The sequence below is a fragment of the Novosphingobium terrae genome (assembly GCF_017163935.1).
In the GTDB taxonomy this organism is placed as follows: Bacteria; Pseudomonadota; Alphaproteobacteria; order Sphingomonadales; family Sphingomonadaceae; genus Novosphingobium; species Novosphingobium terrae.
Genome location: NZ_JABVZR010000001.1, coordinates 959,944 through 984,735 on the forward strand (window position 1 = coordinate 959,944; position 24,792 = coordinate 984,735).

Genomic DNA, 24,792 nt, shown 5'->3' on the forward strand with positions numbered 1-24,792 from the left:
GCTGTTCCTCAGGCGGCGGTTGGCAGCAGTCCGCCGGGCAGGCGTGCATCGGGCGCTCTGCCGTACAGCGGGGAGAGATCGCTGGTCAGTGCGCTGTCGTGAAGCTGCATCAGGGCGCGGGCGTCGGGCCACAGCACGCGGGCCTCGCCGGAGCCGCGCAGATCGACCAGCGCCTGCGCCTGACTGCCCGCCACGCGCGCAATGTTCTGAGCGGCGGCAGCCTGCGGAGCCAGCGAGGCGAGGGGGGCAAGCGCCTCGCCATCCGCGCCAAAGCCCTGAACGAACCATTCGCCATGGCCGCCGGTGGTGGCGGCCAGCACGTCAACAGCGTCATCGGCGCGGGCCATGGCGGCGATCAGCGCCAGCGTGGGGTAGCCATAGGCCTGTGCGCCCCATGCCAGAGCCAGCGCGTGGGCCGCGGCCAGGGCGATCCGCACGCCGGTAAAGCTGCCCGGCCCAAGCCCGGTGACGATTGTCTCGGCCTTGCCGCGATCGGGCAGGGCGGCGATCATCGGCACCAGAGCCTCGGCATGGCCGCGGCCCAGCTGGCGGAATTCGCCCGCGATCAGGTCCCCGTCCTGAAACAGGGCGACGGAGCAGGCCTCGGTTGCGCATTCGATGGCCAGAATTCGACCATTCCGCAAAGAAAAGGCAGGATCAGGCAGCACGAACCTCGGTCACCTCTGGCACGTAATACTTGATCAGGCTTTCGATGCCGTTCTTCAGCGTGGCGCTCGACGAAGGGCAGCCCGAGCAGGCGCCCTGCATCTTGAGGAACACGACGCCTTCGCGGTAGCCGCGATACAGCACATCGCCGCCATCATTGGCCACGGCGGGGCGGATGCGGGTTTCCAGCAGATCCTTGATCTGGTCGATGATGTCGGCATCTTCGGGGCTGTCGCCCAGATCCTCGTCATCCTCGCCGGGCACCTTGAAATCGGCGCTGGCGGCGGCGAACAGCGGCGCGCCGGAAATGAAGTGATCCAGCAGGATCGCCACCACCTGCGGCTTCAGGGCCGACCAGTCGACGCCTTCGCCCGAGGTCACCGCGATAAAGTCACGCCCGAATAAGACATTCGTCACATCGCCCAGCGCGAAGAGCGCCTCGGCCAGCGGCGAAGCGGCGGCTTCCTCGTCATTGGTGAACTCGCGCGATCCGGCGGGCATCACCTGCTGACCCGGAAGAAACTTCAGGCTCGCGGGGTTGGGGGTGGTTTCGGTTTCAATGAACATGAGGCGCCTTTCCTGCTGCTGCGCATGTAGGGCGCGGTGAATCAGGGTCAAGGGGCGTTCGCGACATTGGCTTCACCAAATCCGGGGCAGTTCTGGAGCTATGCTGACTCCATTCTGGCCACAGGATGAACGAAACCCCACGATTCGTCGCGTATAGACTTTCGGCCCATCCGAAATTGTTCCTTCAACGTCCTCTCGGGCATCTGCTTCTATTCACTGGCCCTTAAGGCTGGGCGACCCTATAGATTGGTTTATGAACCGTGCCTCCCGCGTCGCTCGCCGTCCGCTCTTCCTGCTGATTCCGCTGGCCGTTCTGGTCGCCATGCCTCAGGCGGCGCCCGCCCGGCCTCAGGCGAAGGCGGCTGCCAAGCCCGCTGCCGCAGCCCCTGCGGCCATTCCGCCCTCGGCCCTGCCGCCGCTGCCGCCTCAGGACGATCCCTGGCTCTATCAGGGCAGCGACATTCCGCATGACAAGGAATGGGCCTTCGGCACGCTGGAAAACGGGCTGCGCTGGGCCGTGCGTGCCAATTCGGTGCCGCCGGGTCAGGTTTCCATTCGCATTCGCATGGATGTCGGCAGTCTTTATGAAAAGCCCGAAGAAGCCGGTTACGCGCATCTGATCGAACATCTGGTCTTCCGCCAGTCGAAGTATCTCGGCCAGAATGAGGCGATCCCGACATGGCAGCGCCTTGGCGCCACCCTTGGCAGCGACACCAATGCCGAGACCAGCAACACCGCCACCGTCTTCAAGATCGACCTGCCCAACGCCACGCCCCAGACGCTGGATGAGAGCTTCAAGCTGCTCTCGGGCATGATGGCCGAGCCGAATCTGTCGGAAAGCGATATCCGCACCGAAGTGCCCATCGTGCTGGCCGAAAAGCGCGAGCGCGGCGGCACGCAGGAGCATATCTCCGACGCGCTGCGCGAGATGATCGCCTATGGCCAGCCGCTGGCCGATCACGCCACCATCGGCAGCGCGGCGACGCTTCAGGCCGCCCATCAGGACAGCGTGCGCGCCTTCCATGACCGTTGGTATCGCCCGGAGAATGCCGCGATCATCGTCTCTGGCGATGCCGATCCGCGCCTGATGGCCGCGTTGATCCAGAAGTGGTTCGGCGATTGGCACCCCGAAGGCAAGCACACGCCCGCGCCCGATTTCGGTGAGCCTGCCGCGCCCATCGGCGGCGATCCGTCCAATCCGGTCACCTATGCCCGCGTGCTGGTGGAGCCTTCCGCGCCGCGTGCCTTGCAGATGGGTGTGCTGCGCCCGTGGCATGAGAAGCAGGACACCGTCACCTACAATCAGGGGCTGATGATCGATCAGGTGGCGCAGGCCATCATCAACCGCCGCCTTGAGGCGCGTGCGCGCAGCGGGGCAAGCTATCTCACCGCCTCGGTCAACCAGCAGAACCAGAGCCGCAGCGTGGATGGCACCTTCGTCTCGATCCAGCCGATCGATGGCGACTGGCAGGCCGCTCTGCGCGATGTGCGCGCGGTGATCGCCGATGCGCTGGCCACGCCGCCGTCGCCTGAGGAAATCGCCCGCGAGGTGGCCGAGATCAACGTGGCTTTCGAAAGCGCGGTGCAGCAGCGCGCGCTTCAGCCCGGTGGCCGTCTGGCCGATGATCTGGTGCAGGCGCTCGACATTCACGAGACCGTCGCCAGCCCCGAGGTGGTGCTGGATATCTTCAAGCAGTCGATCCCGCTCTTCACGCCCGAGGCGATTCTGGAGCATGGCCGCAAGCTGTTTCAGGGCCGCGCCATCCGCGCGCTTTACGTGACCCCCGATGCCAAGGATGGCACCAGCGACGATCTGAAGCTGGCCCTGATGCAGAAGGTCACGCCTGATTCCCATGCGCGGCTGGCGGAGAAGGCGGTTTCCTTCAAGGATCTGCCGCCCATCGGCACCCCTCAGCAGGAGGTGGCTGATAGCCAGACGCCCTTGCGCGGCATTGAGCAGGTCGATTTCGCCAATGGCGTGAAGGTGCAGCTGTGGCCCACGCAGGACGATCCGGGCCGGGTGACGGTGAAGGTGCGCTTCGGCGCCGGTGCCCGCGCCTTTGACGCGAAGAACGATGTCTATGCCCTGCTGGGCGGCATGGCGCTGGTCGGCTCGGGCGAGGGCAATCTGGGGCAGGAGGAGCTGGACCGCATCTCCACCGGCCGCAAGATGGGCTTCGATCTGAAGTCGGACGAAAGCTTCTTCCTCTTCTCGGCTGACACGCGCGCGGAAGATCTGGGCGACCAGCTCTATCTCTTTGCCGACAAGCTGGCCGATCCGCGTTGGGATCATGCGCCCTTCAAGCGCGCTCAGGCCGCCGCCAAGGTGCAGTACAGCAGCTATTCTTCCAGCCCTCAGGGTGTGCTTGAGCGTGATCTCAAGGCGCTGCAACGTGGGGGCGATCCGCGTTTCGCCGCCCCCACGCCCGAACAGATTTCCGCCGCGACCCCGGAACAGTTCCGCGCCGTGTGGGAGCCGATCCTCAAGCAGGGCCCGGTCGAGGTTCAGATTTTCGGCGATTTCAACCGTGACAAGGCGCTGGACGCGCTGCGCCGCACCTTCGGCGCCCTGCCGACGCGCGGCAACCTGCCCGCCGATACGCTGCCGCCCAGCGTGCAGCCGCCGCTCTCGCCGCCCGGGCCGATCGTGCTGCGCCATGATGGCGATCCGGGGCAGGCCGCTGCGGTCGTCAGCTGGCCGACCAGCGGCGGCACCACGCTGCTGCGCGAATCGCGCCAGCTTGATGTGCTGGGGCAGCTCTTTGCCCTGCGCATGATGCAGGCCATGCGTGAGAAGGCCGGGGCCAGCTATGCCCCGCAGGTCAGCAGTGACTGGCCGCTGGACCTGACCAATGGTGGCACGATCACCGCCACGGCCATCGTCCAGCCCGAGGTGGTGCCCACCTTCTTCGCCACCGCGCGCGAGATTGCCGCCGATCTGGTCGCCAAGCCGGTGAGTGCCGATGAGCTGGAGCGTGTGGTTGAACCGCTGCGCCAGCAGATCCAGCGCGCCGGTTCCAGCACCGCCTTCTTCATGCAGCAGACCGAGGGCGCCACGCAGGACCCGCAGCGCTACAATGCGATCCGCACCCTGCTGGTGGATTACACCGGCGTCAGCCCCGAGGCGATCCAGCAACTGGCCGCCAAATATCTGACTCCCGAGGCACCGCTGCGCGTGGCCGTGATTGGCGACAAGGCCGAGGTGCCTGCCGGTCTGGCCGCCGCCGCTGCCAAGAAGAAGCGCTGAGCCCTGTTGGGTCATTCGGTGCATCGGGCCTTTATGGCTTCATGTACCGAATGGTTACTGAAAGGCGTGATTTGCGCAAAAAAGTGTCGCCCAGCGGCCGCCTTGCAAAATATGCGCAAATCCGATCAGGCTGATCGCTTGCGCATGCTTTGATTTTTGCGATTGTTACGGCTATGGGCGCTCCTTCCACGAAAGGAGCAAACTAAAGTGAGCAGGATCTGGACCCCCGATAGCTGGAAGCAGGCCGAAGCGCGGCACCTTCCCGTCTATACTGACGCCGAGGAACTCGGCCGGGTGGAAGAGACCCTGGCCAAGTTTCCTCCCTTGGTCTTTGCGGGCGAGGCCCGCGCGCTGAAGGCCGAGCTGGCCAATGTGGCGGCGGGCAAGGGCTTCCTGCTGCAGGGCGGCGATTGCGCCGAAAGCTTCCAGGAATTCCACGCCGACAACATCCGCGACAGCTTCCGCGTGCTGCTGCAGATGGCGGTGGTGATGACCTTCGCCTCGAAGCAGCCGGTGGTGAAGGTGGGCCGTATGGCCGGCCAGTTCGCCAAGCCGCGCAGCGCGCCCACCGAAACGCAGGGCGGCGTGGAGCTGCCCAGCTATCTGGGTGACATCATCAACGGCATCGAATTCGACGCCGCCGCGCGCCGCAACGATCCCGAGCGGATGCTCAAGGCCTACACGCAGAGCGCCGCGACGCTGAATCTGCTGCGCGCCTTCGCCAGCGGCGGTTACGCGAATCTGCGTCAGGTTCACAAGTGGACGTTGGACCATATCTCGCGCAATCCCTGGGGCGACAAGTTCAGCCAGACCGCCGATAAGATCGGCGAGGCGCTGGACTTCATGGCCGCTTGCGGTGTCGATCCGCAGACGGTGCCTCAGCTGCAGGGCACGGCTTTCTACACCAGCCATGAGGCGCTGCTGCTGCAGTATGAGCAGGCGCTGACCCGTCAGGATTCGCTGACCGGTGACTGGTTCGATTGCTCGGCGCATATGCTGTGGATCGGTGACCGCACCCGCTTCGACAATTCGGCCCATGTCGAATTCCTGAAGGGCGTGAAGAACCCGATCGGCGTGAAGTGCGGGCCTTCGCTGGAACCCGATATGCTGATTCGTCTGCTCGACGAGCTGAACCCCAGCCGCGAGCCGGGCCGCATCACGCTGATCGCGCGTTACGGCTATGACAAGGTCGAGGCCGGGCTGCCCAAGCTGGTGCGCGCGGTGAAGGCCTCGGGCCATCCGGTGGTGTGGAGCTGCGACCCGATGCACGGCAACGTCATCAAGGCCGACAGCGGCTACAAGACCCGTCCGTTCGAGCGGATTCTGGGCGAGGTGCGCGGCTTCTTCGCCGTCCACCGCGCCGAGGGCACGCATGCCGGTGGCATCCATATCGAGATGACCGGCAAGAATGTGACCGAGTGCACCGGCGGGTTGATCGACATCACCGATGGCGATCTGGCCGACCGTTACCACACGCATTGCGATCCGCGCCTGAACGGTTCGCAGTCGATCGAGCTGGCCTTCCTGATCGCGGAAGAGCTGAATCGTGAGGCGCAGGACCGCACCGCGCGCGAAGCCGCGTAAGCTGAAAACCCGCGCGAAGCGGCTTGATTAAAGCGGGCAGGGGCGCCAACGGCGTTCCTGCCACGCTGGAGTTGATGATGAGCCGTTCCGAACAAGCGCCGATGGGCCCCCTGATGACCGGCGTGATCGCGCTGGCGCTGCTGCTGGTGCATTTCACGTTGGGCCATGTCCAACAGAACGCCCTTGCCGCGACCATCGCCGCCAGCGACGCCCAGATCGCTCTGGAAGCCCAGAAGCTGCGCCAGTCAGTGCTCTTCGCCCATGCCAACCAGCCCGGCCTGGACCGCGATGTGCGTGCCGATGAAATGGGTGAGGCAGCCTCGATGGGGCAGGGGCGCGGCATCGGCGGGCTGACCGAGGATCTCGAAAAGCTGCGCGACACGGCCCAGCATGAACATGCCCGCGCCCGCGTGATCGAGCTGGCCGAAGTGGCGCTGGAACTCGCCATCCTGCTGATGGCGGCCGCCATGGCCGGTCAGTCGCGCCGTATTATGTATGGCGCCGGTGTCGTGGCTGCGCTGGGCGTGGTGCTGGCGGCTCTGGCAGGCGTGGGCATTACGCTGTTCTAACACTTGTCCCTGCTCCACGCGCAGGGCATGTCCCTGACAGGAGGCAGGCCATGACATTTCATCTCTGGAGCATGTTTTTCATCGCGGCGTTTCTGGTTTCGGCCACGCCGGGGCCCAACATGCTGCACATCCTCTCGCGCAGCGTGGAGCTGGGCCTGCGCGGCTCCTTCCCTGCCATGTTCGGTTGCCTGTGCGGGTTGCTGACCCTGCTCGCGGCCTCCGCTGTGGGCCTGACCGCGCTGCTGATGGCGCTGCCCGGCGCTTTCGATGTGCTGCGCTATGCGGGCACGGCCTATCTCTTCTACCTCGGCATCAAGGCCTGGCGCGCGCCGGTTGAGCCCAGTGACCACCATGAGGAAATGATCGTCGCGGTGCTGTCGCCATGGAAGGTCTGGCGCGTGGCCTATGCCGTCGCGGTGTCCAACCCCAAGGCGATGCTGTTCGCCGCCGCCTTCCTGCCGCAGTTCATCAACCCCGCCGCGCCCAAGCCGCCGCAGTTCGCCATCCTGCTGGCCACCTTCGGCGCGATCGATGTGATCTGGTACTTCACCTATGCTCTGGGCGGTCGCGGTCTGGCGACGCACCTTGAGAAGCCCTCGATGAAGCGACTGTTTAATCGCTTTACGGGCGGCGTTTTCGTCGGGTTCGGGGCGATCTTGCTGAAGAGCAAACCTGCTTAAGAAAAGGAGAAATGCGAGGGTGTTACACCCTCGCGCTCCCATGAATGTCTACGTTGCGTCAAGGGTTCGGCCTTGGAGCAACGTCGCCGCGCCACATGCAGGAAAGGCAGGCACAGCGCTGTGATTTTAAAGCCTGCGGCGCCCAAGGTGGTGCAGGTGGAGAGGCAAGGCGGAACAGTCGGGCGCCACTGCCTTTGCGTCGGAAGACGTTATGGGAGCGCGAGGGGACGTTTCTGTTGGTCGCATGTCTCAAGAGAAATGCTCCAGGCCCCTCGCATACCCCTTCTTGCCACCCTTCAAACCGTCAAAACCGTAGACCCCACCGTCTCCCGTGCTTCCAGAGCCCGATGCGCTTCGGCCACGTCTTCCAGCGGGAAGGTCTGCCCGATCGTCAACTTCACCTGCCCGCTGCGCAGCATCGACCACACCCGGCCCATACCGGCGGCGCGTTCTTCAGGCGTGGTGTAATAGTCGCCCTTGGTGGGCCGCGTGACGAACAGCGAGCCATGCGCCGTCAACTGCCCCAGCGCCACGCCGGTCACGGCGCCCGAGGCATTGCCATAGCTGACGATCAGCCCACGCCGCGCGGCGCATTTCAACGAGACCTCCCATGTCGCCGCGCCCACGCCGTCATAGACCACGGGCACGCCCGCGCCTTCCGTCAGGGCGCGGACCTTGGCGGGGAGCTCGGGGTCATCGGTGAGGAAGGTGTGGGCTGCGCCGCATTGGCGGGCGATGGCCAGCTTGGCCTCGCTGCCCGCCGTGGCGATGACATGGACCCCCTTGGCCGTCAGCCATTGCACCAGAAGCTGGCCCACGCCGCCTGCTGCGGCATGGACCAATGCGTGGTCGCCCGGGATCAGCGTTGCAGCGCGCTCGGCGAGGAATTCGGTGGTGCCGCCTTTCAGCAGCACGGCGGCGGCGGTGGTGAAGTCCACATCGTCGGGCAGGTCGAAGAGTTCGGTGGCGGGGACGATGCGCGCGGTCGCATAGTCCCCGCGCGTGCCACCGCTGTGGCCCACGCGGTCACCCACGGAGACCGCCTTCACGCCTTCACCCACGGCCAGCACGACGCCTGCGGATTCGCTGCCCAGATCGGCGGGCAGGGGCAGCGCGTAGAGGCCGCTGCGGTGGTAGGTGTCGATGAAGTTCAGGCCCACCGCGCGGATCTCCATCAGCACTTCGCCGCGGCCGGGGGCGGGAAGGTCGACCTCCTTCCACTGGATCACCTCGGGGCCGCCGTGGGTGGCGATATAGGCTTGGCGCGCTTTCATGGGCTTGGGGGGCTTTCATCGGGAAGAGAGAGGAGAGCTTATGGATTGGCGGAATTTACCCGGCTTCACAAGCGCCCGATGGTCGGCATTGGAGATGGCCTGTTGCTCATGCCTTTTCCTGCCCGCGAAAGCTGCTAACAACCCTGTCAGTAATGCAGGCCCAACAGGGCAGGGAGACAATTGATGCGCAGCATGACAGGGGTTTCGGGGCTGGTTCTGGCTCTGACGATGATGGCTGGCACGCCCATGGCACAGGCCAAGGACGCGCCGCTCGATGCGATGACGCCCGACAAGGTCGCCTCTTACGACTGGGTCCGCCCCGAGGCCGATTATGTCCGCCAGGAGGTGATGATCCCCATGCGTGACGGGGTGAAGCTGCACACCTTCATCGTCTATCGCAAGGGCGTGACGGATGCACCGATCATCCTCTCGCGCACGCCTTACGATGCCGATGCCTCCACCAGCCGCAACCGCAGCCAGAAGATCGAGGAGCTGCTGCCCATCGTGGACACGCCCTTTGTCAATGATGGCTATATCCGCGTCTATCAGGATGTGCGCGGCCTGCATGGTTCGGAGGGCGATTATGTGATGACGCGCCCCCTGCGCGGGCCGCTCAACCCCACCGCCGTCGATCATTCGACCGATGCCTATGACACGATCGACTGGCTGGTGAAGAATCTGAAGAACTCCAACGGCAAGGTCGGCATTACGGGTTCGTCCTATCTGGGCTTCACCTCGCTGATGGCACTGATCGATCCGCATCCGGCACTGAAAGCCGCAATTCCGCAGTCGCCGATGGTCGATGGCTGGATGGGCGACGACTGGTTCCACAATGGCGCCTTCCGCGCCTTTGGCTACAATTACGTGCTGGGCCAGACGGTGAAGAAGGGCGGCAAGGGCGGCCTGCCCACCGGCAAGGAAGACGAATACGACACCTATCTCGCGGCGGGGAGCGCGGGCGATCTGGCGCGCAAATGGGGCGTCGATCAGCTGCCCGGCGTGCGCAAGATGCTGGAGCACCCCGCCTATGACCAGTTCTGGCAGGAGCAGGCGCTCGACAAGCTGCTGGCCAAGCGCCCGCTGACCGTGCCGACCATGCTGGTGGTCGGCGAGTGGGATCAGGAGGATTCCTGGGGCACGCCGGCGGTGTACCGCGCCCTGTCCGCCGATCCGGCCAAGCGCGCCAATGTCAGCATCGTGGTCGGCCCGTGGCGCCATTCGGGGGTGAATTACGAGGGTTCCTCACTGGGCAATCTGAAGTTCGAGGGCGACACCGCGCTGCAATGGCGCCTCAATTACATGAAGCCCTTCTTCGACTGCCACCTGAAGACCAACCCGGCGCCCTGCCACACGCCCCGCGTGATCACTTACGCCACCGGCACCAACAGGTGGGAAGAGGCGGATGATCTCAGCCCCTCGACCACGCCGCTCTATCTGGGCGGCCATGGCGAGGCGAGCTTCGACAAGCCTGTCGGCGAAGGCGTGGAAAGCTACGTTTCCGACCCCGCCAAGCCAGTGCCCAGCGTGCCGCGCCCCGTCTCGCTGGGTGGCGATGAATGGAAGACCTGGCTGGTGCAGGATCAGCGCTTCACCGATGGCCGCACCGATGTGCTCTCCTTCAAGACCGGCGTGCTCTCCGCGCCTGTCCATATTCGGGGCGCTCCCAAGGTGGACCTGCGCGCCGCCACCAGCGGCAAGGACAGCGACTATGTGGTCAAGCTGATCGACGTCTATCCCGGCCAGAACACCGCCAACCCGGTGATGGCGGGCTACGAATTGGGCGTGGGGATCGAGATCTTCCGTGGCCGCTACGTCCATGGCTACGCCACGCCCGCGCCGCTGGTGCCGGGCAAGACCTATGCCTTCCAATGGCTGCTGCCCACGGTGGACCACGTCTTCCTGCCGGGCCACCGGATCATGGTGCAGGTGCAGTCATCGCTGTTCCCGGTGTATGACCGCAATCCGCAGAGCTGGGTCCCCTCGATCATGGACGCCAAGGCAGAGGATTACGTGAAGGCCACCGAGACGATCCACTGGGGTGGCAAGGATGCCAGTGCCGTGTGGTTGCCGGTGGTGAAGTAAGGTTTTGAAGAAAGGATAAGTGCGAGGGGGTTACCCCCTCGCGCTCCCATGAATGTCTACCTTGTGACCAGTCCTATCGGTCAGGCACGAGTTCATAGCGCCGCAGGCAGGAAATCGATGGCGCAGCGCCGGAGATTTTAAAGCCTGCGGCGCTTTGATTTAAGCGCAAAGCTGAACCTGTGGCGCAAGGCTGACAATAAAGGGATTGCAAAGGGCGATGGCCCTTTGCCCGCCGGAGGCATAACCCACTTCCGACTTTACCCTTCCATACTCCGCACCGCCAAGGCAGCAGCAGCAGCCCGCGTCTCCACGCCAAGCTTCTCGAAAATCTGCTCCAGATGCTTGTTCACCGTGCGCGGCGAAATCGCCAGAATGTCCGAGATCACCCGGTTGGGCTTGCCATAGCTGACCCACAACAAAACCTCGGCCTCACGCGTGGTCAGCGCATGGCGGCTTTGCAGGCGGGCGATGGTGGCGGCGGGGTTGACGTCATTGACGCGGATGAGGGTTTCCTCACCGCGCAGCTTGGCCACCATCACCAGTTCCAGCGTGGCGCCGCCGACTTCCACACGGGCGGAGGTGCCGCTTTCCTCGCTCTGCAGCACGCGCAGCAGGGCAGGGCGCAAAGCAAGCGGTGAAGGTCCGGGGGTGCGGTTCCATTCGGGGATGGACTGGGCGATCAGCTCACCCGCCTGAGGCGTCCACCACACCATGGTCTCGTCACGGGCGACGGAGATCAGATGGCGGCCCGAAGCATCCAGCGCCGCCTGCGATCCGACCGCCTTGCGCGCATTGGCCATATGCACGCGCACGCGGGCGACCAGCTCGTTGACGATCAGCGGCTTGCGCACATAGTCCACGCCGCCCGCCTCCAGCGCGGCAAGAACATGCTCGCTCTCGGTCAGGCCGGTCATGAAGACGATGGGGATATGGGTGGTGCGCGGCGCGCGCTTGATCAGGCGAGTCGCTTCGAAGCCGCCCATGCCGGGCATGATGGCGTCCATCAGGATCAGGTCCGGCGTGACGTGATCGAGCAGGGCAATCGCCGCCTCGCCGCTGGTGGCGATGAGGACGCGCATGCCCTCGGCCTCCAGCGTATCGGCCAGAAAGCGAAGCGATTCAGGTGTATCGTCGACGACCAGAACCGTATCCACATCGGCGGGATTGGCGGTGGCGGCAGAAGCGGAAGCAGCTGTGTTCATGTGGTGCCCTGTTGTGCCTGTCTGACGGCTGCGGCCAGCCCCGAAAGATCGACCCGGTCGAGGCAGGCGTGCAATCGTGGGATGATAGGGGCGGACTGCGGAAATTGCTCGGACAAGTCGCGTATTGACTTTTCGACCGCGCGCAGGTGGCCGATGCGGATGTCGCGCTCCAGCTGGGCGAGCAGCGGGCTGGCCTCGGCGGGTAGGCTGATGCTGTCGGGCGTGGGAGCGGGAGGTTCGGCAGGCTCCACATTGGGGCCCTGCCAGCGCAGGCGCAGCAGGCCGCCCACCGCATCGACCAGCGCGTTGAGTTCGATGGGTTTCAGCAGGAACTGGTCATGGGCGACAAAGCCCGCGCCCGCACGCTGGAACTCATGCGCGTCGGCCGAGACCATGACGATGCGGATATCGGCGCCGAATTTCTCACGCAACCGGCGGGCGACCTCCCATCCCGTCAGGCCGGGCATGGTGATGTCCAGCAGCACCAGTTCGGGGCGGTAGATATCGGCCAGCGCCAGACCGGATGTGCCGTCCAGTGCGGAATGGATCACGAAGCCCAGCGGGCCCAGAAGGCCGCGCAGCAGGGCCAGCTGGTTGGCATCATCATCGATGCACAGGATCGAGCGCGCGCGGCCTTCGTAACCGGTGATGGTCTCGGTGCGCGGGCCCTCCTGCGTCGGCACATTCACCTGACCCAGCATCAGGCGCAGGGTGAAGGTGGTGCCTTTGCCCTGCACCGATTCCATCGCCAGATCGCCGCCCATGATGCGCACCAGCGCCTGCGTGATCGCCAGACCCAGACCGATGCCGCGCTGGGCATTGACCTCGGGCTGGTTGCCGCGTTCGAAGGGGGCGAAGATGCGCTCGCGGTCTTCGGGCGCGATGCCGATGCCGCTGTCCTCGATGGAGATCGTGACGAGCGAGGCGCGGAAATGCACCTTGAAGGCGACATGGCCGGCGCGGGTGAATTTCACCGCATTGGAGAGCAGGTTGATCAGGATCTGGCGCAGGCGCTTCTGATCGGTGCGCACGAATTCGGGCAGCGTGCCCTGACTGTCATAGATGAACTCGATCCCGCGCGCCGAAGCCTGCGGGCGAAACATATTGGCGATCTGGTCAAGGAAGGGGGCGATCCGCACCGTATCGTTGGAGATGCGCAGCACCCCGCTTTCGACATGGCTGATGTCCAGCAGGCCTTCGACCAGATTGGTGAGATGCTCGGCGCTGCGGCGGATGATGCGCGCGGCTTCGGCGGGGGCGATATGGTGGCCGCGCTCCAGCAATTGCGCATAGCCATAGATCGAATTGAGCGGTGAGCGGATTTCGTGGCTGACACTGGCGAGATAGCGGCTCTTGGCGGCGCTGGCGGCCTCTGCGGTTTCGCGGGCGCGGGACATCGCTTCGAGGTCTGCCGCATGCTGCTCGGCCTGCGCTTCAAGCTGCGCGATGCGGGCGCGCAGGGTGGCGCTGTCATCCAGGGTTGTCTGGTCGGCCTTGGGATCGGAATGCGCGTCGGAATGCACGATAAACTCCTCGCCTTGCGGGCGGGGTGAGGGGAGGCGTCAAGGCTGCGGTGTCTCCACAGCGAAAGCGGCGAGGCAAGGGATTGCCTGAAATATCTTGAAAAAGCGAGTCATCCTGTCGTCTCTGGGGTAATTGACGCAAGATTCCTCGCTTTTTGTGATGTTTTGCTTTCTCAGGGCAGCGGCAGGGCGACCACGCGGCCCTCACGCGCGGAGGTTTGCGCGGCCTCGATCACCTCCTGCACCGCCACAGCCTCCTCCGGCGTGACCGGGATGGGCGCAGTGCCCTGAAGGAAGGCGGCCAGCTGCGCATAGAAGGTTTCCTGCCGACCGGTGATCGCCGGGCGGGTGGAGGCAACCCCTTGCGCATCATGGACCACCAAAGGATCGGCATCCTCGCCCCAGCCAGAATCGCCGGGGTGCATGCCGGACACCAGCTGATTTTCCTGACCGTCGAGCAGGCGCTTCACCAGTCGGCCTTGCGTGCCATCCACGGCAAAGCGGGGCGCGCCGCCGCCACCGGCGTCCGGCGTGTTCATGCTGGCGCCCAGCTGCACGCGCAGGCCGGGGTAACGCAGGGTGATGGCCACCTCATCATCCGCCGCGCCGCCTTCGCGCAGGATGGCGATGTCGGCGCTGACGACCTCGGGCTTGCCAAACAGCACCAGCGCCTGATCGACCAGATGCGGCGCCAGATCATAAAGCAGCCCCGAGCCCGGCGAACCATCCTCACGCCAGCGGTCACGCACCTGCGGGCGGAAGCGGTTGAAGCAGGACCACAGGCGGGTGACGCGCCCGATCACGCCATCCTCGATGGCCTGACGCACGGTGAGGAAGCAGCTGTCCCAGCGGCGGTTGTGGAAGACGGTGAGGGTGAGCTGCGTCTCGCGCGCCAGATCGGCCAGAGCGCGGGCTTCGGCCAGGGTCAGGGTGAAGGGCTTGTCCACCACCACATGCTTGCCTGCCAGCAGGGCGGCGCGGGCCAGTTCGGCATGGGTGCCGGTGGGCGAGGCGATCACCACCAGATCGATCCCGGGGTCGGCGATCAGCGCTTGCGGATCGGCCACGGCACGGATCGCGGGATCGAGCGCGGCCACCTCTTCCTTGCGCGAGGTGGCGATGGCGGTCAGCTGCAGCGCCGGCACCGCGCGGATCAGTCCGGCATGAAAGACCCGTCCCGCCAGACCGAAGCCGATGATGCCGGTGCGGATGGGCCTGCGGATGGGGGCGGTGCTGTTCATGGCCGGGTTCTCCTTGGTTGCCGCCTTCTAGGAGCCCGCCGGGATACAGCAAAGCCCCCGACGCAGGCGCCGGGGGCTCGTTACGTATTCGCCAGAGCGAAACGGCTTGTGATCAGTTCTTGCGCTCGAAGGCGGCGCTGATGCGCAGTTCGACGTCATCGCCGATCAGCGGCACATAGGTCTTCACGCCGAAGTCGCTGCGCTTGATTGCGGTGGTGGCGTTGAAGCCCACGGTGGTGCCCTTGTCGAGCGGGTTCACACCGCTGGCGTTGAAGCTGGTCTTCAGCACGACAGGCCTGGTCACGCCGTGGAAGGTCAGATTGCCGGTGATGAGGGCGGTGCGGGCGCCGGTGGGGGTCACCTTGGTCGAGGTGAAGTGGATTTCGGGGTACTTGGCGGCATCGAACCACTGGTCGGAGCGCAGCTCCTCATCCAGCTTGGCGTTGGTGGTGACGACGCTGGCGGTGGGGATGGTGATGTCCACCTTGGCGGCGGCGGGGCTCTTGGGGTCGATGGTCAGCTGGCCCGAGGCGCCGGTGAAATCGCCATACCACTCGGTGAAACCCATGTGGCTGACGGTGAACTGCACGCGGGTGTGGGCCGGCTCAACGCCATAGGTGCCGGCCTGAACGGCGGCCGGGTTGGGGTTGGCGACGGGACCCTGAGCCTGAAGGGCGGCAGGGGTGGCAGACAGAGCGGCGGCGGCAAGCAACAGGGCATGGATCGGGCGCATGGGAAGGCCTTTCAAGGGACGAACAGCAGATGTGGGGGAGGGGTGTGGGGTGGCGGGGCCCCGAAGGGGAAGACAGAGCCCCGCCTGGTAAGATTAACGGGCGAAGGCGGCGATGGTTGCGGTGGCTTCGCTCACGGCTGCCTCGGCAACCTCGGGACCGAAGGCCATGCCCTCGGCGGTGACCACGTCCACATCGTTCACGCCGACGAAGCTCAGCAGCGACTTGAGATGCGGCACGGCGAAGGGGAAGCCGCTGGCATCGTCATACTTGCCGGCGCGGGCGTGAGCGATGATCGCCTTCTTGCCCTTGACCAGACCCTCGGGGCCCTCGGCGGTGTACTGGAAGGTGGTGCCGGCGCGGCCCACGTAATCGAACCAGGCCTTCAGCGTCGAGGGCATGCCGAAGTTGTAGAGCGGCAGGCCGATCAGCAGCACGTCGGCGTCGAAGACTTCACCGATGATCTCGTCCTGAAGCGCGCGGGCCTCGGCGAAGGCGCCGCCCTCGGGGGCCTGACGGCCGATGCCGGCGAGGCTCTGATGGGTGACGTGGGGCACGGGGTGCTTGTCGAGGTCACGCTCGACCACGGTCGAACCGGCGGGCAGAGCGGCCAGATAGGCGTCGATCAGCTTGTTGCTGACCGAATTGGCACCATTGGCGGACGAACGGATCACAAGAATTTTGCTCATGGGAAGGCTCCTGTGGGAATAGGGGGAGGGAAGGTTTCAGTTGAAAGCGTAAGCGTCGAGCCGCAGCGCACCCAGCGTGGTGCTGACATGCAGGCGTTGCGGTTTGGCGTCAGGCCCGGCGGCGCCCAGTGCCACAAAGAGCGGCAGCAGATGCTCGTCGGTGGGATGGGCCATGGCGGCATGCGGGGCAAGGCGGCGATAGGACACCAGATCGCAGGTGCGACCCGCCATCAGCGCATTGTGCATCCAGTCGGCAAATTCAGTGGCCCATGCAGGCTCGTCATTGCCGCCGCGCCGGTCGAGACTGCGCAGATTATGCGTGAAACCGCCGCTGGCGATCACCAGAATGTTCTGTTCGCGCAGATTTGCCAGCGCCCGGCCCAGTTGCAGGTGATGGCCCGGCCCCAGCGCGCTCTGGATCGAGAGCTGGATCACCGGAATATCGGCCTGCGGATACATCAGCATCAGCGGGATCCAGGCGCCGTGGTCGAGGCCGCGCGCCGCATCGGTGTGAGCGCGCAGGCCCGCATCGCCCAGCGTGTCGGCGATGCTTTCGGCCAGCTCCGGATCGCCATGGGCGGGGTAGCTCAGGGCGTAAAGCTGCTGGGGGAAGCCGTAGAAATCATGGATCGTGTCCAGATTGTCTGCGGCGCTCAGCGTGGGCACGTCATTGTCCCAATGGGCCGAAACCAGCAGGATGGCCCTGGGGCGCTCAAGCGTCTGGCCCAGCGAGGCGATGAAGCTGCGCGCCGGAATGTCCTCGAAGGGCATCATCGGCGAGCCGTGAGAGAGGAACAGTGTGGGCTGCATGACAGGCTCCGGCGAAAAGGGGTGGCGGCGCGCTGGGGGGATGGGGGGAGGGGCGCGCCGCCTTGAGAGGTGAAATAGGGTAATGATCTTTGCATGCCTATTCGCTAAAGCGGCATTCTGATTATGCGAAAACGGATAGTGTGATGGATTGGGAAGACGTTCGCAGCTTTTTGGCCATTGCCCGCATGCGTACCTTGTCGGGCGCGGCGCGCTCGCTGGGGGTGAGGCAATCGACGATGAGCCGCCGCCTCTCCGCGCTGGAGCAGCGCGCGGGCGCCCGCCTGCTGCAAAAGACCCCGGCGGGTTACGAACTCACCGGTCTGGGCGAGGCCGTGCTGGGCAATGCCGAGCGCATGGAGGCCGAGGCCATCGCCGTGGAACGCATGGTGCAGGGGCGCGATGTGGCGCTTTCGGGCGTGGTGCGGGTGACCACGGTGGACATCATGGCCAGCCGCCTGATGCCCGGCACGATCACCCGGCTGCAGGCGCGCTATCCCGGCATCAGCGTGGATGTGCTGGCCGATATCCGTTCGCTGTCCTTGTCGCGGCGCGAGGCCGATCTGGCGATCCGCATGGTGCCCTTCGAGGGGCGCGAGCTGGTGGCGCGGCGCATGGGGCGGGCATCGGGCGCGCTCTATGCCAGCGGGCCCTATCTGGCGCAGCATGGGCGCGATCTGTCCTCGCCGGACCATTCGGTCATCACCCTGCTGGAGGATCAGGCCCATATGCCCGAGGCCCGCTGGCTGGCGCAGATGGTGCCTCATGCGCGTGTCGCCATGCGCAGCAACAGCCGCGAGACTCAGGGCGGCGCGGCGGCGGCCGGGCTCGGGCTGGCCTGCCTGCCCTGCTATCTGGGCGATGGTCTGCCGGGGCTGGAAAAGCTGAAAGAGGCGGGCGGTCCGCCCCCGCGTGAGGTGTGGCTGGGGGTTCACCCGGACCTGCGCCATATGCCCCGCATCCGCGCCGTGATCGATGCGCTCGATGCGGAGTTTGCGGCACAAGTGCATCTGCTGGCACCGGATGATTGATTGAATGTTGCTTTTATCGTTTCCATGAAGTAACAAGATTTCGCGCATTGGCCATTTGCCCTGCATGCAGGCGGTTCCCCCCGTCGTGCTATGCTGGTAAAGGCGCGCGCTCAAACCCACCGAACCATCCGTTCAGCCAGACGAGTCGATATCCCATGCCTCATTATCGTTCACGCACCTCCACCCATGGCCGCAATATGGCGGGCGCACGTGGCCTGTGGCGCGCGACGGGCATGAAGGATGAGGATTTCGGCAAGCCGATCATCGCGGTGGCCAACAGCTTCACGCAATTCGTGCCGGGCCATGTTCATCTGAAAGACCTCGGCCAGCTTGTCGCGCGCGAGATCGAGGCGGCGGGCGGCGTCGCCAAGGAATTCAACACCATCGCCATCGATGACGGCATCGCCATGGGCCATGGCGGTATGCTCTATTCGCTGCCCAGCCGCGACCTGATCGCCGACAGCGTGGAATATATGGTCAACGGGCACTGCGCCGACGCCATCGTCTGCATCTCCAACTGCGACAAGATCACGCCCGGCATGCTGATGGCCGCGATGCGCCTCAACATTCCGGTGGTCTTCGTCTCGGGCGGCCCGATGGAAGCGGGCAAGGTGACGATCCGCGGCAAGGAGCGCGCGCTGGATCTGGTCGACGCCATGGTGGTCGCCGCCGACGACAGCTACACCGATGAGGAAGTGGCCGAGATCGAAAAGGCCGCTTGCCCCACCTGCGGTTCGTGCAGCGGCATGTTCACCGCCAATTCGATGAACTGCCTGACCGAGGCGCTTGGCCTGTCTCTGCCGGGCAATGGCTCGGTGCTGGCCACCCACGCCGACCGCGAGCGCCTGTTCCGCGAGGCAGGCCGCGTCGCCGTGGACCTGTGCAAGCGTTACTACGAGCAGGACGATGAGAGCGCCCTGCCGCGCAACATCGCCACGCGCGCGGCCTTCGAGAACGCCATGAGCCTCGACATCGCCATGGGAGGTTCGACCAACACGGTGCTCCACCTGCTGGCCGCTGCCTATGAGGGCGGCGTGGACTTCACCATGGCCGATATCGATGCGCTTTCGCGCAAGGTGCCCGTGCTGTGCAAGGTGGCGCCCGCCGTGGCCGATGTGCATATGGAAGACGTCCACCGCGCCGGTGGCATCCCCGCCATCCTCGGCCAGCTCGACCGCGCCGGTCTGCTCGACACCAGCGTGCCCACCATCCACTCGCGCACGCTGGCCGAAGGGCTGGACCGCTGGGACGTCAGCCGCAGCAATGCCGAAAGCGTTGCCGAATTCTTCCGCGCGGCGCCCGGCGGCGTGCCCACGCAGGTGGCCTTCAGCCAGTCGCAGCGCTGGAAGGAACTGGACATCGACCGCGAGAAGGGCGTGATCCGCAGCGCCGAAAACGCCTTCTCCAAGGATGGCGGTCTGGCCGTGCTGTTCGGCAATCTCGCCCCCGAAGGCTGCATCGTGAAGACGGCGGGCGTGGATGAATCGATCCTCACCTTCAAGGGTACGGCCCATGTCTTCGAAAGCCAGGACGCTGCTGTTGTCGGCATCCTTGGCGGCGAGGTGAAGGCGGGCGAAGTGGTGGTGATCCGCTACGAAGGCCCCAAGGGCGGGCCGGGCATGCAGGAAATGCTCTACCCCACCAGCTATCTGAAGTCCAAGGGGTTGGGCAAGGCCTGCGCCCTCATCACCGACGGGCGCTTCTCGGGTGGTTCCTCGGGGCTTTCCATTGGCCACGTTTCGCCGGAAGCCGCCGAGGGCGGGTTGATCGCTCTGGTGGCGACGGGCGATCCGATCATCATCGACATCCCCAACCGTGGCATCACCCTCGACCTGCCCGACAGCGTGCTGGCCGAGCGTCGCGCCGAGATGGAAGCGCGCGGCGCCAAGGCGTGGAAGCCGGTGGGCCGCAAGCGTGAGGTGTCTCTGGCCCTGCGCGCTTACGCCGCGATGACGACCAATGCCGCCAAGGGTGCGGTGCGGGATGTGACGCAGATTGAAAAGTAAGAAGGGTTAAAGCAGGGGGCGTTACGCCCCCTGCACCCCCATTACGTCTCCCGACGAAACGGCAGTGGCATCCGATTGGTGCGCCCCGGCTCTCCACCTGCGTGACGCAAGGCGCCGCAGGCAGGCAATCCTTCCATAGGCCGTGCCTGCGATTTTATGCCTGCGCCGCTATGAAGCCGTGCCTGACCGATAGGTTGCGCACCACGTAGACATTAAAGGGAGCGCGAGGGCGATGGCCCTCGCATCTTCTCTTTTCTTCCCCCTGCCTTCTGTCTACCTGATCCGCCTGCAAATCATCAAAACAGGCGCTCGATCCATGGCTGACATTCTGATCCTCACCACCGGCGGCACGATCGACAAGGTCTATTTCGACGCTCTGTCGGAGTTTCAGGTGGGCGACACGATGGTCACCAAGCTGATGGAGATCGGCCTGGTGAAGCATGATGTGCGCATTCAGGAAATCTGCCGCAAGGACAGCCTTGAGCTGGACGACACCGACCGTGCCGCCCTGCGCCAAGCCATCGAAAGCGCTTCGGAAAGCCGCATCGTCATCACCCATGGCACGGATACGATGACCGACACGGCGGCAGTGCTGAAAGACATTCCGGGCAAGACCGTGTGCATGCTGGGCGCGCTGAGCCCGGCGCGCTTTGCCGAGAGCGATGCCACCTTCAATCTGGGCATGGCCTTTGGTGTGGTGCAGTCCGCCGCGCCGGGCATCTACATCGCCATGAACGGCACGGTGTTCGATGCTTCGAAGGTGCGCAAGGACCGCAGCATCGGCGCTTTCGTCTCGATCTGAAGCCAGCCTCAGCGCCCGTTCGATCCGCCCATCGCCTGATGGGCCCGGGCGCGGCTGACCTTCGTTTGCATGGTTGAGCTAATTCAGCCCGCCTGATCAGCAACTTGCGGTTCAAGCTGATGGATCATGGCCTGAAACTTATAAGTCCTTATCGGGTGGTGAGCGATGAAATGCGCTCACTTCAATCAATTGACGTGCCCGGGGCTGGCGGCTCAGGGGTGATTTGAATGACCCTAAACCGAAAATGAATAGCGGGGCCGCGCGCCGTTTCTGTCATTGAACATGCATGGTTCAGGTGAGCCGGTCGGTCTGTTGTAGGGCGATCAAGGCATCACACACCGCGACGTGCGCAGGAACGGGCGACAGAACAGGGTCGCGTCGCGGAGAGAAAAGAAAACCCTGACCGAGGGAGGATCAAAGTGAGGAAATTTGTCGCTGCCTTTCTGGCAGGAGGAAGCATGCTGGCCGTTTGTGGCGTGGCGGTGGCCGGTACGGCCGCGGCGCAGCCTCAGCAGGCCGATGCTCCGGCAGCCGCGCAGGATGCGGCCCCTCTGGCCCCTGCGGTGCCTGACAAGGATATCATCGTCACCGGCTCGCGCACGGTGAAGAATGGTGACGCCAGCCCCACGCCGGTCACGGTCGTCACCACCGAGAATCTCACCAATCTGCGCCCCACCAGCATCACGGAATCGATCAACACCCTGCCGGTGTTCTCGGGCTCACGCGGGGCCTTCAGCAATCCGGGCGCGTCGGGCGGCGTGTCGGGCGGCAATGGCAATGCCGCGCAGCTCAACCTGCGCAATCTGGGCGGCCAGCGCACGCTGGTGCTGCTCGATGGCCGGCGCGTGCCGCCGACCTCCTTCACCAACATCGTCGATGCCGACGTCATTCCGCAGCTGCTGGTCAAGCGCGTGGATACGGTGACGGGCGGTGTCTCGGCGGTCTATGGTTCGGATGCGGTCTCGGGCGTGGTGAACTTCATCACCGACACCAAATTCGAGGGGCTGAAGATGCAGGCGCAGGCCGGGATCTCGCAATTGGGCGATGATCCCAGCCAGGAAGCCGCCATCGCTTTCGGCAAGAAATTCGCTGACGGCAAAGGCCATTTCGAAGCCAGCTATGAGTTCCGCAACGATTCCGGCATCGACAGCCGCGCCTCGCGCTCGTGGCTGAACCGCCCGGTGGTGACGGGGGCGGGCACGGCAGCCTCGCCCTACACGCTGACGACCAACACCACCATCTCCACCAGCCCCTTCGGTGGCCGCATCAATGGTTGCGGCACGGGCTGCGCGCTGGCCGGCCAGTATTTCGGCGCCAATGGTGTGTTGAGCGCCTTCAACAATGGCACCGCTTCCAACAGTGCGGGTGTGCAGAGCGGTGGTGCGGGCGGCTACTATGACAATTCGCTCAAGGCCGCGACGCGCCAGCATCAGATCTATGCCCGTTTCGACTATGATCTGACTGACGACATCCATGCCTTCTTCGTGGGCAGCGGCAACTTCAAGCACAACACCTCTTTCGGCAGCGCCTATCAGCTGGGCACGGGCGAGACCTATTCGACCGGCAATGCCTTCCTCTCGCCGGCCTATGCCTCGCAGATGACCGGCTCGACCTTCACCATGAGCAGCATTCTGGCCGAGGCCGGGCGCCCGCGCTATGATTCCGACACGCGCCAGCTGATGTTCACGGCGGGTCTGGAAGGCAAGATCGGCAGCAAGTATGACTGGTCGCTCTCCTATGTGCGGGGTGACTCGCGTCTGACCACCGTCATTTCCAACGATCTCAACCAGCAGAAGCTGTCGGCGGCGCTTGATGCGGTGAATGTGAACGGCGTGGCCACCTGCTATGCCGCCACGCAGGCCAACACCGCCGCCGCCTATGCCAATTGCTCGCCGCTCAACCTGTTCGGGCCCAGCGCGGCCAGCGCCGCCTCGCTGGCCTATATCATGGACACCACGCGCTATGTGGCCAGCACCGGCCAGCATGACGTGAACGCCTCGATCTCGGGCAGCCCTTTCTCGACCTGGGCGGGTGAGGTGACCACCGCTCTGTCGGGTGAGTGGCGCATGCAGTCCTTCTCGGCGACCAGCACCTCGACGCCGACGATGTATGCCAATTGCACCAATCTGCGCTACAATTGCTCGTCCTCGACCACGCTGGACAACATCACCCTGCCGTCGAACCCGCATGTCTCGCAGTCGGTGTGGGAAGTGGCGGGCGAGGCCAATGTGCCGCTGGTCAAGGATGCCCGCTTCTTCCGTGACCTGAGCGTCAATCTGGCCGCGCGCTACACCAAATACAACACGGTGGGCGCCTATTGGACCTGGAAGATCGGTGGCGACTGGAAGGTCAGCCATGAGCTGCGCTTCCGCGGCACCATCAGCCGCGACATCCGGGCGCCCACCCTGAACGATCTCTATGCCACCCAAAGTGTGGTGCCGGTGAGCAATCAGGATCTGCTGGGCAAGACGCCGACCGGCACGCTGGTGCCCTCGGTCAATCTGTCGAACCCCAATCTGACGGCGGAAATCGGCAAGACCTGGACGGCGGGCTTTGTCTACAAGCCTGATTTCATTCGTGGCTTCAGTCTGGCGGTCGATTATTACAACATCAAGATCAGCAATGCGATCACCACGGTGCAGGGCTTCCAGCCTTCCACCCAGCAGGGCTGCAACACGGGCGGCATCTCGCTCTATTGCAATCTGATCCAGCGCGATCCCACCACCGGCGCGGTGACGGCCTGGTATGTGCAGCCGATCAACCTGTCGAAGATCACCACCTATGGCGTCGATTTCGAGGCCAATTACGCCACCCATATCGGCAACCACGCCTTCAACCTGCGCGGGTTGACGGCATGGCAGCCGCATATCCGCTACATCCAGCCGGGCGTGGCGGTGATCGATCAGGGCGATGTGGCCTTCGGCAGCAACGGCCTGACCGCCAGCCCGAGCTGGCGCATCACCGGCACGGCCAGCTTCAACGTCACGCAGGCCTTCCGTCTGGATGCGATCTATCGCTGGCGCAATTCCATGAAGCTGTGGGGTGATCCCACGGTGGTCTGGGCGCCGGGGCAGGGCACTGTGGGGGCCTTCGGCCAGCTGGGCCTGAATGCTTCCTTCAGCTTCGATGCGATGAGCGCGGGCAAGGGCGAGTTCTTCGTGAACGTGCAGAATCTGTTCGACGCCAAGCCGCAGGCGATCAATGCGCCGGGCACCTCGACCGGCCCGGGCGGCTTTGGCGGCTGGGCCATGACCGACGATCCGGTGGGCCGCTATTTCACGGCAGGCGTGCGCCTGAAGTTCTGATCCTCTGTCGCAACGGATCGGACGGCGCCCCGGAGAGGATCATCCTTTCCGGGGCGCTTTTTATTGATCGATAAAATCGCTCATAGATTGCATTTCAAGCAATTTTTCAAATCAGGCGGCGTGCAGCATAAGGCCCTCATCACGCAGATGATGGAACTTCAGACGATGACCAGCCTTCCTTTTGACATGGCTTACTCTGCCCGCCCTGTCCGCACCGCCAGCCGCGCTATTGCTCTGCATCGCCGCCCGGCTCAGGTGGAGAATGGCCTGTGGCGCGCTCTGCCGCTGGCCTTTGCCCTCAGCGCGGGGCTGTGGGGCATGGGGGCTGGCATTGCCATCGCGGCGCTGCATCACCTCTAAGATCAGGCCGACGTTTGGCCGGTTACGCCGCCAGCCTTCGCCCGAAGAGGTCCATATTGGCCTCACCCCAGTCCTTCAGCGCCATGATGATCGGCGAAAGGGACAACCCCCGATCCGACAGCGAATAATCCACCCGGGGCGGCACTTGTGCAAAGACCTCGCGGTGGATCAGCCCATCGGCTTCCAGCTCCCGCAATTGATTGGTCAGCATGCGCTGGGTGACATCGCCCACCATGCGGCGCAGGGCGTTGAAGCGGATCGGGCCATCGAGCAGATGGTAGAGGATCACCGCCTTCCACTTGCCGTCAATCAGGCTGACAGCGGCTTCCACCGCGCAGCCGGGCGTGCAGTCGAGGCGGGAGTGGCGGGCCTTTACCATGGCGAAGTGACCATCTTACGGTATCCTTTTTGATACTATAGGCGTTT

Annotated in this window: 20 protein-coding genes; 10 read left to right on the forward strand and 10 right to left on the reverse strand. The window is 64.7% G+C overall.

Annotated features, from left to right (window positions below):
• Positions 1–8: 8 nt before the first annotated feature.
• Together tsaB and HGK27_RS04555 are read right to left on the reverse strand one after the other, a co-directional pair.
• Positions 9–668: a tRNA (adenosine(37)-N6)-threonylcarbamoyltransferase complex dimerization subunit type 1 TsaB gene (gene tsaB / locus HGK27_RS04550; protein WP_241126848.1), complete on the reverse strand. Its 660-nt coding sequence runs from the start codon at positions 666–668 to the stop codon at positions 9–11.
• Positions 658–1,233, reverse strand: a complete 576-nt coding sequence (locus tag HGK27_RS04555; protein WP_206239075.1) for a NifU family protein — start codon at positions 1,231–1,233, stop codon at positions 658–660. Before HGK27_RS04555 ends, tsaB begins: the two co-directional genes overlap by 11 nt.
• A 253-nt stretch (positions 1,234–1,486) precedes the next feature.
• On the opposite strand from HGK27_RS04555, the gene HGK27_RS04560 reads away from it, so the two are divergent.
• The 4 genes from HGK27_RS04560 to HGK27_RS04575 all read left to right on the forward strand — a co-directional run bounded on the left by HGK27_RS04560 (position 1,487) and on the right by HGK27_RS04575 (position 7,313).
• Positions 1,487–4,480: a M16 family metallopeptidase gene (locus HGK27_RS04560; RefSeq protein ID WP_206239076.1), complete on the forward strand. Its 2,994-nt coding sequence runs from the start codon at positions 1,487–1,489 to the stop codon at positions 4,478–4,480.
• A gap of 207 nt (positions 4,481–4,687) precedes the next feature.
• A complete protein-coding gene (locus HGK27_RS04565) occupies positions 4,688–6,064 on the forward strand; it encodes a class II 3-deoxy-7-phosphoheptulonate synthase (RefSeq protein ID WP_206239078.1) in 1,377 nt (458 codons plus the stop codon).
• A 74-nt stretch (positions 6,065–6,138) separates the two neighbouring features.
• Positions 6,139–6,633 carry a DUF4337 family protein gene (locus HGK27_RS04570; protein ID WP_206239080.1) on the forward strand — a complete coding sequence of 165 codons (495 nt, stop codon included), beginning with the start codon at positions 6,139–6,141 and terminating at the stop codon, positions 6,631–6,633.
• A 50-nt stretch (positions 6,634–6,683) separates the two neighbouring features.
• On the forward strand, positions 6,684–7,313 hold the full coding sequence (locus HGK27_RS04575) for a LysE family translocator (RefSeq protein WP_206239081.1): 630 nt from the start codon (positions 6,684–6,686) through the stop codon (positions 7,311–7,313).
• 296 nt (positions 7,314–7,609) lie between these two features.
• Here HGK27_RS04575 and HGK27_RS04580 read toward each other — a convergent pair whose 3' ends face one another.
• Positions 7,610–8,587, reverse strand: a complete 978-nt coding sequence (locus HGK27_RS04580; protein ID WP_206239083.1) for a quinone oxidoreductase family protein — start codon at positions 8,585–8,587, stop codon at positions 7,610–7,612.
• Between the two features lie 183 nt (positions 8,588–8,770).
• Here HGK27_RS04580 and HGK27_RS04585 point away from each other — a divergent pair, with 183 nt between their 5' ends.
• Positions 8,771–10,669, forward strand: coding sequence for a CocE/NonD family hydrolase (locus HGK27_RS04585; protein WP_407674588.1), 1,899 nt, complete (start codon positions 8,771–8,773; stop codon positions 10,667–10,669).
• 257 nt (positions 10,670–10,926) lie between these two features.
• On the opposite strand, the gene HGK27_RS04590 is transcribed toward HGK27_RS04585, so the two are convergent.
• The 6 genes from HGK27_RS04590 to HGK27_RS04615 form a co-directional block, all read right to left on the reverse strand.
• Positions 10,927–11,871, reverse strand: coding sequence for a response regulator transcription factor (locus HGK27_RS04590; RefSeq protein WP_206239084.1), 945 nt, complete (start codon positions 11,869–11,871; stop codon positions 10,927–10,929).
• Entirely contained in the window at positions 11,868–13,394 is a 1,527-nt protein-coding gene (locus HGK27_RS04595; RefSeq protein WP_241126849.1) for an ATP-binding response regulator, read from the reverse strand. Before HGK27_RS04595 ends, HGK27_RS04590 begins: the two co-directional genes overlap by 4 nt.
• A 173-nt stretch (positions 13,395–13,567) precedes the next feature.
• Positions 13,568–14,635: an oxidoreductase gene (locus tag HGK27_RS04600; protein ID WP_206239086.1), complete on the reverse strand. Its 1,068-nt coding sequence runs from the start codon at positions 14,633–14,635 to the stop codon at positions 13,568–13,570.
• Positions 14,636–14,747: 112 nt separating this feature from the next.
• Entirely contained in the window at positions 14,748–15,368 is a 621-nt protein-coding gene (locus HGK27_RS04605; protein WP_206239088.1) for a YceI family protein, read from the reverse strand.
• Between the two features lie 93 nt (positions 15,369–15,461).
• Complete coding sequence (locus HGK27_RS04610; protein ID WP_206239090.1) at positions 15,462–16,055, reverse strand: FMN-dependent NADH-azoreductase; 594 nt, start codon at positions 16,053–16,055, stop codon at positions 15,462–15,464.
• A gap of 36 nt (positions 16,056–16,091) precedes the next feature.
• Positions 16,092–16,865, reverse strand: coding sequence for a DODA-type extradiol aromatic ring-opening family dioxygenase (locus tag HGK27_RS04615; RefSeq protein WP_206239091.1), 774 nt, complete (start codon positions 16,863–16,865; stop codon positions 16,092–16,094).
• Between the two features lie 143 nt (positions 16,866–17,008).
• Between HGK27_RS04615 and HGK27_RS04620 the strand changes: the two genes are divergently transcribed.
• The 5 genes from HGK27_RS04620 (at position 17,009) to HGK27_RS04640 (ending at position 24,366) form a co-directional block, all read left to right on the forward strand.
• The gene (locus HGK27_RS04620) at positions 17,009–17,893 is read left to right on the forward strand and encodes a LysR family transcriptional regulator (protein ID WP_206239093.1); all 885 of its coding nucleotides are present in this window, start codon (positions 17,009–17,011) and stop codon (positions 17,891–17,893) included.
• 155 nt (positions 17,894–18,048) lie between these two features.
• On the forward strand, positions 18,049–19,899 hold the full coding sequence (gene ilvD / locus HGK27_RS04625; protein ID WP_206239094.1) for a dihydroxy-acid dehydratase: 1,851 nt from the start codon (positions 18,049–18,051) through the stop codon (positions 19,897–19,899).
• Between the two features lie 316 nt (positions 19,900–20,215).
• A complete protein-coding gene (locus HGK27_RS04630; protein ID WP_206239096.1) occupies positions 20,216–20,701 on the forward strand; it encodes an asparaginase domain-containing protein in 486 nt (161 codons plus the stop codon).
• Between the two features lie 458 nt (positions 20,702–21,159).
• A complete protein-coding gene (locus HGK27_RS04635; protein ID WP_206239097.1) occupies positions 21,160–24,006 on the forward strand; it encodes a TonB-dependent receptor domain-containing protein in 2,847 nt (948 codons plus the stop codon).
• 165 nt (positions 24,007–24,171) lie between these two features.
• Complete coding sequence (locus HGK27_RS04640) at positions 24,172–24,366, forward strand: hypothetical protein (protein WP_206239099.1); 195 nt, start codon at positions 24,172–24,174, stop codon at positions 24,364–24,366.
• A 22-nt stretch (positions 24,367–24,388) separates the two neighbouring features.
• Here HGK27_RS04640 and HGK27_RS04645 read toward each other — a convergent pair whose 3' ends face one another.
• Entirely contained in the window at positions 24,389–24,745 is a 357-nt protein-coding gene (locus HGK27_RS04645) for a winged helix-turn-helix transcriptional regulator (protein ID WP_206239100.1), read from the reverse strand.
• Positions 24,746–24,792 lie beyond the last annotated feature (47 nt).